Genomic DNA, 10,651 nt, shown 5'->3' on the forward strand with positions numbered 1-10,651 from the left:
CCCACTGTACTCATCGGTCTCGCGCGTCGCCGGTGCCGGCTCAGTATTTCTTCGGCTTCCCGTGGAGGCGTACCGTGCCGAGGATTTTCATGATCGTCGAGTCCGGCAGCTCGCCCCGCACGCCGGTCGCGCCGAAGAGGCTCCATGCGACGAGGTCACCCGCGGAGTCCTTGAAGCCGAAGGTGACGGCCTTGCCGTCACTCGCGCACCTGTCCTTCTCGGGCGTGTTCCTGGACCGGGCCCAGGCGATGCTCCCCCTGAGACCGGACTTGGTCGTGTAGGGCTTCGCCGTCCTGTCGGGGACGATGCTCTTCCTGTCGGGCTGCGTGTAACCGCCGTACACCCACTCGACCACCTGGCCCAACGCGGCGTCGCCGGTGCTCTTGGCACCCTCGGCGCCCTTCGTGCCCGCCACCGCCAGCGCGGTGCCGTCCACCCGCCCGTCCTCGTCGGCGTCGGACAGGCACCAGTTCTCCTGGAGGACCGCCGTTGCGCTCATGATGATGACGACCTTGCCCCAGTTCTTGGGGTCGTTGTAGTCGAGCTTGCTGTTCTCGAAGCCGAACATCATGTCCGGCGGCTTGACGTCCCAGTCCGGCGGCACGTCGAAGGCCGTGCCCCACTCGGGGTTGACGACGACCTTCCAGCCCGGGACGGTCGGCTTCTCGGCCGCGCCGCCGCCCGGCCCGCCGGATGCCGGCGCCGAGGCCGTGGCGCTCCGCGGGGCACTCGCCGACGCCTGCGCGTGCCCGCCGCCGTCGGCGTCGTCCTGGGAGCCGCCCAGGATCAGCGAGCCGGTGACGCAGGCCGCCACGACCACGGCCGAGGCCGCAGCGACCGCGACGGCCTTTGCCCGGTTCCCGCCGCTGCCGCTGCCGCTGCCGCTGCCGCTGCCGCTGCTCGACGGCCGCGGCCACCTCGTCCGCTGACGGGGTTTCCGGCTGTGAGGATCTCGCTGACCCTCGGGCGGCTCTCCTGACGACATGCTCAGTAACCATAGCCGCGCCAGACGGTCGCGGAACTGACGTGGTGGTGCCCGGTGTTGTGTGAAGCGGTTCCGGCACTGAGGGTGCCCGACGTCCGCTCGTTCTCTCTCGAGCAACATCAAGAGGCGGTAACGGCATTCCATCTGGGCACGTCACGCGCCGCCCAGGACAGGACCGGCGGGGCGTCAATCACACCTGTAGACCTGCCACCGCCGGTCTGTCAGTGCTCGGGTCAGTTCGGCGTCGTACTGATCGGCGTCAAAACAGAACGCTGGGGGCCGCACCTCGTCTCTGGGCACCTGCCAGTCGGACCACTCCACACTCCCGCCGTGCCGCTGCACGAACACGGACAGGTAGCCACAGCATCCGCCGGTGCACTCAGGCTCGCCCAGCACGACACGTCGCCCCTCGCCGGTCGCCCGGAGGGCATCGTGGCTGTCGGCGGACAGCGCCTCCTCCGCGAACGGGCCGCGGCCTCCCTCCCCAACCGCCTCTGCCACTACATCCTCGCCGTCGATCCGGACCTTCAACTGGGCAGCCCATCGAGGGCCCGGCGGCAACGCACCGACCTCAAGCCGATTGAACACCCGAGCACCCTACGGGGGACCTGACCGTCACTGTCATGTCCTACGGCCGGGTGGGCACGTCCCGCCAACTACCAGTCGACGTCCCGAGAGGGATCTGCGGCCCGTGCCGTCAGTGCTGCTGTCCGGGGCAACTGCCCGACGGTGCAGGCGATCTGTCCTTGGAGACGAAGCGGCCACTTCCGAAGCAGGGTGGTACCCGGTCGCAGGCCGCGACGAAGCACTGGGTGCAGGAGTCTTCCGCCGCGGACCTCTCCTGAGCATCGCGCAGGGCTTGTCCGAGGCCGTTGTTGAACCGGGTGATGGCGGGCGTCTGGGGCGTCGGCCAAGGCGGTGAAGCCGTCTTCGGGGGCGCAGAACTCTGTCTGAGTGGCATCGACTGCCTGGTGGGCGCACCGGCCATCGTCGGGGGCATCGGGACAGCGGGCGCAGGGAACCACGGAATCACCGACGGGGCAGTTGTACGAGGTCATGAAACAAAGGGCTGCTTCGCAGGATGACGACGGAAGTTGGGCGCCCAGTTGGCTCAAGCACACCGTCAACACGATCGGCCACTACGGTGCGGTGGCGGCCACGCCCGCGGCCCGTGCGATGAGCTGCTGGTTCTGGGATTCGTGCGTGACGCCGGAAGCCGAAGTACCGCCGGCCCTGCGGAAAGTCGGCGCATCGGGCCCAAGGGGACTGAGGACATCACCGGAGACAATGGAGGCGACCGCTTCTCGCCGCGGAAGGTTGCACATGGAGTACGTCACAGCCGTATGGGCCGATGGTGGGTTCGCGGTGGATCCGAGGCCCTACCTGACCGAACTGCCGCGTCTGCGCACTGACCTACCCCCAGGCGCCCGGTCCTTCGCCACCGACCCCGGCCACTACGACATCGCGGCCGCCACCCGCTGTGTGAAGGATCTGGAGCTGGCCGGGATCCACGTGGCCACCGACAAGAGTGGCGGCTTGGTCCTGGAGTTCGCGCCCAACAAGTTCAAGCACGACTCCGGCCTGCGCATCAGCTACTCGGGCGTGACGCACTTCTCCATCGAGTACGGACACTCCATCGATTGGATGAGCGTCGACACCGTCCTCCTCGACGAGATCCTGCCCGACGAGGACGGCGGGTGCCTGCACGAGATCGCGCTCACCGACGCGTCGATCACCGTCCGGTGCGAGGATCTGCAAGCCGTGTGGGGGGACGCGAGCTGTGGAGTGGAAACCTGCCCGCCCCCCGAGCGACCACCGGCAACGTCCGGCTCCGGACACGGACCGCTGCCGGAACACTAAATCGGTGGCACTCGGGTCGGTGCCGCTCTATCGTGAGGTCAACTTCGCGCGGCGGCCACTGGCTGCCGCTGTCGGCCGAGTGAGGAACGGGAGGTGTGACCGATGGCTGTCTCTGTGACGGGCGCTGCCCGCGACCAGAAGATCATCCACTCCACCTCCGTGGCCACCGGCTGACCTTTCTCACAGCGCACACCTGCGCAGAGCCGGGGCCGCCCTTGTGAAGGGTTCCCCTTGAATCGCTCTTCTTCTTTGGCTTCTTCCGTGTCCTCGCACCCTCTGGCCCCGTACGGCTGGGACGAGGGCTGGGAGGCCGAGTTCGCTCCCTGTGCCGGGCAGGGTCTCCTGCCGGGCCGTGTCGTACGGGTCGACCGGGGCCAGTGCGACGTCGTCACCGCCGGCGGTCTCGTCCGTGCCGACACCGAGTTCGTCGTTCCCCGTGACCCGATGAAGGTGGTGTGCACGGGGGACTGGGTCGCCGTCGACCCCGGCGGCGATCCGCGCTACGTCCGCGCGTACCTGCCGCGCCGTACCGCCTTCGTGCGTTCCACCTCCTCCAAGCGGTCCGAGGGACAGATCCTGGCCGCCAACGTCGACCACGCCGTCGTCGCCGTGTCCCTCGCCGTCGAACTCGACCTCGGCCGGGTCGAACGCTTCCTCGCCCTGGCCTGGGAGTCCGGCGCCCAGCCGGTCGTCGTCCTCACCAAGGCCGACCTGGTGCCGGACCCGGTCACCCTCGCCCACCTGGTGCAGGACGTGGAGTCGAGCGCGCCCGGCGTGCCCGTGCTCACCGTCAGCGCCCTGCACGGCGACGGGCTCGACGTCGTCGTCGCGCTGGTCGGGTCCGGGACGTCCGTGCTGCTCGGCCAGTCCGGCGCGGGCAAGTCCACGCTGGCCAACGCCCTCATGGGTGCCGACGTCATGGACGTGCGGGCCGCGCGGGACATCGACGGAAAGGGCCGCCACACCACCACCACCCGCAACCTGCTCGCCCTTCCCTCCGGCGGCGTCCTCATCGACACGCCCGGGCTGCGGGGCGTCGGCCTGTACGACGCCGAGAGCGGGGTCGGCCAGGTGTTCGCCGAGATCGAGGAACTGGCCGAGCGGTGCCGCTTCCACGACTGCGCGCACGAGAGCGAGCCGGACTGCGCGGTGCGCTCCGCCCTGGAGAGCGGGGAGCTCGCGGCAAGGCGGCTGGAGAGCTACCGGAAGCTGGTGCGGGAGAACCAGTGGATCGTGGCCAAGACCGATGCGCGGGTCCGCGCGGACCTTCGGCGGGAGTGGAAGAAGAAGGGGGCCGTCGGGAAGGCCGCGATGGAGGCCAAGCGGGGCCGCCGGGGGTAGGCGCCGGAGACGCCGCGGGGGGCGCGGGGACTGCGCGACCGGTCGTGTCGTACCCGCGCCCGGCGGCGGTCGGCGTCCCCTGCCGTGCGTTCCGCACGCCCACCACCGCCATGTCCGATTCCCGCTGGCACCGCCTCCCTCGGCCGCCTCACACTGGAACCGTGATGGACGAGGACACCAGGTACGAGGCGGTGCGCAGCCGGGACGGGCGGTTCGACGGGGTCTTCTTCTTCGCTGTCGAGACCACCGGGATCTACTGCCGGCCCAGTTGCCCGGCGGTGACGCCGAAGCGGCACAACGTGCGGTTCTTCCCGACGGCCGCCGCCGCGCAGGGATCCGGGTTCCGCGCCTGCCGTCGGTGCCGGCCGGACGCGGTACCGGGGTCGGCGGAGTGGAACGTGCGGGCGGACGCCGTCGGACGGGCCATGCGGCTGATCGCCGACGGCGTCGTGGACCGCGAGGGCGTAGCCGGGCTCGCCGCGCGGCTCGGTTACAGCGCGCGGCAGGTCCAGCGGCAGCTGACCGGGGAACTCGGCGCCGGGCCCGTGGCGCTCGCCCGCGCCCAGCGGGCGCACACCGCGCGGGTGCTGCTGCAGACCACGCAGCTGCCGGTCACGGAGATCGCGTTCGCGGCCGGGTTCGCCAGCGTGCGCCAGTTCAACGACACGGTCCGGGAGGTGTACGCCTCGACACCGACGCAGCTGCGGGCCGCGGCTTCCCGGGGCCGGAGCGCCTCCCGGGGCCGCGACGCCCGCCGGGCGGCTCCCGGCGCCGGGATCCCGCTGCGGCTCGCCCACCGCGGCCCGTACCAGGCCGCCGCCGTCTTCGACCAGCTCGCCCACGAGGCGGTGTCCGGAGTCGAGGAGGTGTCCGGCGTACACGGCAGCCGCACCTACCGGCGCACGCTGCGGCTGCCGTACGGCACCGGCGTCGTCGCCGTGGAGGAGCGCACCCGCGTGCCGAAGGGCGGTACCGGCACCCGCCCGGGCGGCTGGCTGGACGCGCGGCTGCACCTCACCGACCCCAGGGACCTCACGACCGCGGTGCAGCGCCTGCGCCGCCTGTTCGACCTGGACGCCGACCCGTACGCCGTCGACGAGCGGCTCGGCGCCGACCCGCGGCTCGGCCCGCTGGTCGCCGCCCGGCCCGGACTGCGCTCGCCCGGCGCCGTGGACCCGCTGGAGCCCGCCGTCCAGGCCCTGGTGGGCAGGGCGGGCGCGGAGGACCTGGTGCGCCGGTACGGCAAGGTGCTCGACGCGCCCTGCGGCGGCCTCACCCATCTCTTCCCCGAGCCCGCCGCCCTCGCCGAGGTGGGGCCGGCCGGCCCGCTGGGCGCGCTGGCCGCCGCCCTGGCCGACGGCACCGTACGACTGGATCCGGGCGCCGACCGGGACGAGACGCAGGAGGCCCTGCTCGCCCTGCCCGGGATGGACCCGGCCACCGTCGCCACCGTACGCGTGCGTGCCCTCGGCGATCCGGACGTCGCGCCGCCCGGCGTGGGGGTGCCCGACGACTGGCGGCCCTGGCGTTCGTACGCCGTCCAGCATCTGCGCGTGGCAGGGGAGTGGAACCGATGACGACCGTGTACTGGACCCGGCTGGACGCGCCCGTGGGTCCGCTGCTCCTCACCGCCGATGCGGACGGGGCGCTCACCTCGCTGTCCGTGCCCGGGCAGAAGGGCGCGCAGACGGCAGCGGACGGCTGGCGGCACGACGCCGGGCCGTTCCGCACCGCCGCGGAACGGCTCGCCGCCTACTTCGCCGGTGAACTCGAGGAGTTCGGGCTGCCGTTGAGCGCCCGGGGCACCGAGTTCCGGCAGCGGGTGTGGGCCGCGCTGGACGAGGTCCCGTACGGCGCCACCGTCACCTACGGGGAGATCGCCGCGCGGATCGGCGCTCCCCGCGCGGCGGTACGCGCCGTCGGCGGCGCGATCGGCGCCAACCCGCTCCTGATCGTGCGCCCCTGCCATCGGGTCATCGGCGCGGACGGGGCGATGACCGGATACGCGGGCGGAGTCGACCGCAAGGCGTGGCTGCTGACCCTGGAGGGCGCGATCGCCGGCGGCGCCCCGTCCGCCCCGGGCACGGCCCGGCAGGTCACCGGCACACCTAGGCCACCGGCCGCCGGATCCTGATCCCGGCCACGTGCGCCGAGCGGCGCCCGGGTCCCCGGCCGCGCCCGTCGTCCCGGCGGTGTCCCGTATGCCGGGCCGCACGATCCGGCACCACGGCCGTCCTCGCCCACGCCACGGCTGTCCTCGCCCACGCCACGGCTGTCCTCGCCCACGGCCTGCAGGAGCGCCCTCCCGCTGGTCACGCGCCCAGATGTGCGGTTGCCGTGGCCAGGGCCGCCGCCATGACGCTCAGCTGGGGATTCACCTGCGGGCAGCTGGGGAGTACGGAGGCGTCCGCGACCAGAACTCCGTGCACCCCGCGCAGGCGGCCCGCCGGATCGGCCGGGAACCGCTCGGGGTCGGCGCCCGCGGCGACCGTGCCGGTGGGGTGGTAGGCCGACAGGTGCAGCTGTCGCGCGGTCGTACCGGCGAGCACGGCGTCCAGCTGCGCGAGGCTTTCGACGCGCGGAGTGCGGGGGAGACCCGTGAGGACTTCCTCGGCGCCCGCGGCGAAGAGCAGCTCACCCATGGCGCGGACGGCCCTCATCAGGCGGCCCGCGTCGCGAGGGTCCAGGTCGTAGCGGATCAGTGTGCGGTCACGGCCGAGGACGCGTCCGGAGGGCCGGTCCGCGATCATCGCGCCGAGCGTCGCCAGCCGGTCGGCGCCCTCCAGTTCGCGCCGTAGCTCGGCACCCACCCCGGGGAGGACGAAGGAGCCCATGCCGGGCGGGGTGGCGGTGGCCTCGATGAGGATCCCCGCGTCGTGGTGCTCCTCCACGCCGACGCTCTGCAGTACGCCTTCCCAGGCGGTGACGGGCTGCGCGAAGCGTCCGGCGACGCTGGTGGCCGGGTGCACGCTGAGGTTGCGCCCGAGGCGGGGATGCCGGCCGAGTCCGGAGCGGCGCAGCAGCGGCGGGGACTGCAGTGCTCCCGCCGCGACGACGACCAGGGGCGCGAGGATCTCCGCCCCGCCGTCCTCCCGGCGCACGCGCACCCCTGCCGCCCGTGGGCCCCCGGGCCGGTCCGCGTCGACGAGGATGCGCTCGACCCGTGCCCCTGTCACGATGCGGGCACCTGCGGCGCAGGCGTCGGGCAGCACGGACAGCTGCACGCTCTGTTTGGCTCCCGTGGGGCAGCCCACCACGCACTGGCAGGAGCCACGGCAGCCGGGCGCGTTACGGCGAAGGGGCGCGGCCCGCCAGCCCAGTTCCCGGGCACCGGTGAGCGCGACGCGGCCGTTGTTGCCGAGGACGTCGACGGGTTGGCTGGCCACCTGCAGGGTGCGCTCGGCCTCGTCCAGGTACCGGGCGAAGCCGTCCGCGAGCGTGAAACCGAGGTCCCTGGCCCAGTGGGCGAGGACGTGGGCCGGAGTCCGGTAGCACGTACCGGAGTTGACGACCGTGGTGCCGCCGACGGCTCGGCCGGTCGGCAGCAGCAGGGGCGGGGTGCCGACGGCGACGGTCGCCCCGCCGTCCCGGTACAGCTCGGTGAACCGGTCCAGGGGCGCACGCCGGCCGAACGACTCGGTGCGATGGTGCTGCCCCTCTTCGAGGACGAGGACGTCGAGTCCCGCCCTGGCCAGGGTCCGCGCCGCCATGGCTCCGCCCGCGCCCGAGCCGATGACCACGGCGTCGGCGGTGGAGCGGGCGGGCCAGGCCGATGCGGGTGTCAGATGCAGCGGCGGGTCCGGAGGCGTGCGGGCCGGCGGTACGGGGCCGTCCTGGAGCATCCGCTCGGTACCGGCCGCCAGTAGGACGGGCACCTTCAGCACGTCCAGCAGCGGGAGGAGGGCGGGACGCGCGGCGAGTGCGCGCAGCACGGACTCCCTTTCGGGCGGGGTGAGTTCGCCGAGGGAGCGGCCGGTGCGTGCCAGGGCGTAGGCGTCCACGCCGCGCGCCGCCGCCCGCAGTCCGGCCCGGGCGGCGGCCGGCGTCGCGGCGAGGAGCGTCTCCAGCCGGGCGGGGACGCGGCGGGGCCAGTCGGCGGTGCCGTCGTCGGCGACGAGCGCGGACACGAGGCCGGCGAGACTCATCGTGTGCCCACCTCCGCGTGGGCCGTGCCGTCGAGTGTCCACTCCGCCTCGGTGCGCCAGCCGCCGAACCACCAGCGCTCCAGCAGCACGTGCGCGTCGGCGCGCTCGCTGTTGCGGCACGTCGCGTGCCGGCCGTCCGGGTCGGTGTAGTCCAGGGTGAGCGTGCGGTCGGCCGGCTGCGTCACCTCGACCCGGATCCGGCGCAGGCCCGCGCGGCCGGTGACCGTCCACGTGGGCAGGCCGATGCCGGCGCGGAAGCGCCCCGCACCGGCCCAGCCGACGGCCGGTCGTTCCGGGCGGCGTGGCCAGGTGCGGCCGTTGCGCCGCAGCCGGAGGAAGACCAGGGGTGGCAGCCTGCGCAGGCCCGGGCGCATGGACACGGCCGCGACGATCTCCAGCACGTCCCTGCCGCCGAGGTCGGCGTGCAGCCAGGCCCATCGGCGGGCGTTGCCGTGACCGTAGATCCGGGCAGAGGCCCCCGGCGCCGCCGTGAGCTTCAGCACGGTGCCGTCCTGGGTGAACGTGCCGTCGTAGACGGCCCGCGCTGCCGGGAGCACGTGGGTGGCCGGCAGCAGCGGCCGCTTCCACGACCAGCGGGGGAAGGTGAACAGGGCGTCGTCCGCGGGCCGTTCCGTGAGGTCCCACTGCAGCGCGCCGTCCGCGGCGGACCCGGCCAGTCGCCCGGGGCGGACCGAGACCCCGTCGGCGCTGAAGCCGGGCTGCCCGGAACTCCAGGGTGCCGGGCCGAACCGGGCGTGCCGCACGGGGCCGTCCTTGGGGAAGACCGCCGCCCAGCCGTGTGCGTACGGCGCGGATCCGTCGGCCGGCGCGGTCAGTTCGTGGTGCAGCCACAGTCCGCTGCCGGAGTCGGGATCGGTGACCGTGGTGTACCAGACCTCGGTACGGCCGGGTTCACCGCGCCAGCGGGGCGCGAGGAGGACGGCGGGATCCTCCCGCCGCGGGAAGCGGAAACTGGCGAGGAAGGGCAGGAGCTGGGTGCCGAGGGGGAAGCGAAGGGTGCCGGTGCCGATCGGCACGGCGTCCTCGAGGACGGTGTACGGCAACACGGTCATCGAGGTGACGGGCCTGCGCGGGGTGATGGACTTCCAGCCGTCCAGCGTGAGGCGCCGCCCGTCGGCGATGAACGCGATGCGGTAGCGGATGCGGCGGCGCCTGAGCGGCGAGATCTCCAGCTCGCCCTGCGCGTCGGGGTCGTCGGCCCAGCCGGCGACACGGATCCGGCCGGTGGCGCGGGCACGGGTCGTACCGAGGGGCCTGAGGAGGTGGTCCGCCGGGACGGTCAGATCGAGGCGGACCGGGCGGGCGTGGTCCTCGTCGTCGAGCGTCAGCGTGCCGAGCATCGTCTCGTGGAAGCGGGTGCCACGGGCCGATGGGCCGCTGTCGCCCGGTTCCGTGCGTGCGGTCGTGTCCGCGCTCATGCGAGGGCCTCCAGCATGATCCGTTCGGTCGCCGTCAGATACTGCTCGGCCGCCCGGCGGGCGCCGGCCTGGTCGCCGGCCGCGACCGCCTCGACCACCGGCTCCAGGCGTCCGTGGGCCACCCGGGCGTCCTCGAACGGCGCCCTGAGCGCCGTGCGCACGGGCAGGTAGGCGTTGAAGAGGGTGTTGGTCAGCAGGACGTAGACGCGGTTGCCGGTGGCGCGGGCCAGGGCGCGGTGGACCTCGATGTCCGCGAGCTGAACGGCATCGGCGTCCGCCGCCTGTGCCACGGCGGTCAGAAGCCCGCGCAGCTCGGCACGCTGACGGCCGGTGGCCCGGGCGGCGGCGCGCTGCGCGATCAGCGCGCCGATGTGCCGCCGCACTTCGAAGACCTCGCCGATCCAGTCGGGGCTGTGCCGCACGAGCATGGGCAGCAGGTCGGCGCCGCCGAGGCGCAGGTAGTCCCGGACGCGGGTGCCGACACCGTGCCGAGTCTCCAGGAGTCCGGCCTGCGCCAGACGCCCGAACGCGTGCTTGAGGGTGGTGCGCGTGACGCCGTAGCCGTGGGCGAGCGTGCGTTCGGGCGGCAGATAGCTGCCGGCCGGGTGGCGTCCGGCCAGGATGTCCTCGCGCAGACGGCTCTCCAGGACATCGACGACGGTTTCGCGGGGCAGTGCCTCCACGCGGTCCTCCCAGTGGCTCAGTGGCTGAGCCACTCAACCAACGGGGCCGCCCGTAGTCAATGGGCATGACAAAAATGGCCTCGCTTCGCCACCCTCGGGGGGCGTCGGGGGTGATGGTGCCCACGAGAGCGGGATCACATCCTAAAGAGGGCCGTACCCCCTGGATGCCTCTGAACAGGACAGACGGCCCGGTATTCC

At 73.3% G+C, this 10,651-nt stretch carries 10 protein-coding genes; 5 read left to right on the top strand and 5 right to left on the bottom strand.

Annotation, left to right across the window (positions count from 1 at the left end; translation table 11 throughout):
• Positions 1 to 40: 40 nt before the first annotated feature.
• Positions 41 to 814, bottom strand: coding sequence for a hypothetical protein (locus ABZ919_RS04725; RefSeq protein WP_361242832.1), 774 nt, complete (start codon positions 812 to 814; stop codon positions 41 to 43).
• On the opposite strand from ABZ919_RS04725, the gene ABZ919_RS04730 reads away from it, so the two are divergent.
• On the top strand, positions 798 to 929 hold the full coding sequence (locus tag ABZ919_RS04730) for a hypothetical protein (protein WP_361242834.1): 132 nt from the start codon (positions 798 to 800) through the stop codon (positions 927 to 929). The genes ABZ919_RS04725 and ABZ919_RS04730 overlap by 17 nt on opposite strands.
• A 242-nt stretch (positions 930 to 1,171) precedes the next feature.
• On the opposite strand, the gene ABZ919_RS04735 is transcribed toward ABZ919_RS04730, so the two are convergent.
• The gene (locus ABZ919_RS04735; RefSeq protein ID WP_361242836.1) at positions 1,172 to 1,573 is read right to left on the bottom strand and encodes a hypothetical protein; all 402 of its coding nucleotides are present in this window, start codon (positions 1,571 to 1,573) and stop codon (positions 1,172 to 1,174) included.
• A 735-nt stretch (positions 1,574 to 2,308) separates the two neighbouring features.
• Between ABZ919_RS04735 and ABZ919_RS04740 the strand changes: the two genes are divergently transcribed.
• The 4 genes from ABZ919_RS04740 to ABZ919_RS04755 all read left to right on the top strand — a co-directional run bounded on the left by ABZ919_RS04740 (position 2,309) and on the right by ABZ919_RS04755 (position 6,320).
• Positions 2,309 to 2,845, top strand: coding sequence for a hypothetical protein (locus ABZ919_RS04740; RefSeq protein ID WP_361242838.1), 537 nt, complete (start codon positions 2,309 to 2,311; stop codon positions 2,843 to 2,845).
• Between the two features lie 261 nt (positions 2,846 to 3,106).
• Entirely contained in the window at positions 3,107 to 4,186 is a 1,080-nt protein-coding gene (rsgA, locus tag ABZ919_RS04745; RefSeq protein ID WP_361242840.1) for a ribosome small subunit-dependent GTPase A, read from the top strand.
• Between the two features lie 164 nt (positions 4,187 to 4,350).
• Positions 4,351 to 5,763, top strand: coding sequence for an AlkA N-terminal domain-containing protein (locus tag ABZ919_RS04750; protein ID WP_361242862.1), 1,413 nt, complete (start codon positions 4,351 to 4,353; stop codon positions 5,761 to 5,763).
• The gene (locus ABZ919_RS04755) at positions 5,760 to 6,320 is read left to right on the top strand and encodes a methylated-DNA--[protein]-cysteine S-methyltransferase (protein WP_361242842.1); all 561 of its coding nucleotides are present in this window, start codon (positions 5,760 to 5,762) and stop codon (positions 6,318 to 6,320) included. Before ABZ919_RS04750 ends, ABZ919_RS04755 begins: the two co-directional genes overlap by 4 nt.
• A gap of 178 nt (positions 6,321 to 6,498) precedes the next feature.
• Here the strand turns inward: ABZ919_RS04755 and ABZ919_RS04760 are convergent, their stop codons facing one another.
• Genes ABZ919_RS04760 through ABZ919_RS04770 form a run of 3 tightly spaced genes read right to left on the bottom strand, consistent with a single transcriptional unit; the run spans position 6,499 to position 10,486 of the window.
• Entirely contained in the window at positions 6,499 to 8,331 is a 1,833-nt protein-coding gene (locus ABZ919_RS04760; protein ID WP_361242844.1) for a GMC family oxidoreductase, read from the bottom strand.
• On the bottom strand, positions 8,328 to 9,770 hold the full coding sequence (locus tag ABZ919_RS04765; protein WP_361242846.1) for a hypothetical protein: 1,443 nt from the start codon (positions 9,768 to 9,770) through the stop codon (positions 8,328 to 8,330). Before ABZ919_RS04765 ends, ABZ919_RS04760 begins: the two co-directional genes overlap by 4 nt.
• The gene (locus ABZ919_RS04770) at positions 9,767 to 10,486 is read right to left on the bottom strand and encodes an FCD domain-containing protein (RefSeq protein ID WP_361242848.1); all 720 of its coding nucleotides are present in this window, start codon (positions 10,484 to 10,486) and stop codon (positions 9,767 to 9,769) included. The genes ABZ919_RS04765 and ABZ919_RS04770 overlap by 4 nt, the downstream gene beginning before the upstream one ends.
• Positions 10,487 to 10,651 lie beyond the last annotated feature (165 nt).

Origin of the sequence: Streptomyces sp. NPDC046759, assembly GCF_040645475.1 — a bacterium.
Lineage (GTDB): Bacteria > Actinomycetota > Actinomycetes > Streptomycetales > Streptomycetaceae > Streptomyces.

What these genes read in the sequence shown, in the direction of transcription:
- ABZ919_RS04740 (WP_361242838.1), top strand. Translation starts at nt 2,309, where the DNA reads ATGGAGTACGTCACAGCCGTATGGGCCGATGGTGGGTTCGCGGTGGAT.
- ABZ919_RS04755 (WP_361242842.1), top strand. Translation starts at nt 5,760, where the DNA reads ATGACGACCGTGTACTGGACCCGGCTGGACGCGCCCGTGGGTCCGCTG.
- ABZ919_RS04765 (WP_361242846.1), bottom strand. Translation starts at nt 9,770, where the DNA reads ATGAGCGCGGACACGACCGCACGCACGGAACCGGGCGACAGCGGCCCA.
- ABZ919_RS04750 (WP_361242862.1), top strand. Translation starts at nt 4,351, where the DNA reads ATGGACGAGGACACCAGGTACGAGGCGGTGCGCAGCCGGGACGGGCGG.
- ABZ919_RS04760 (WP_361242844.1), bottom strand. Translation starts at nt 8,331, where the DNA reads ATGAGTCTCGCCGGCCTCGTGTCCGCGCTCGTCGCCGACGACGGCACC.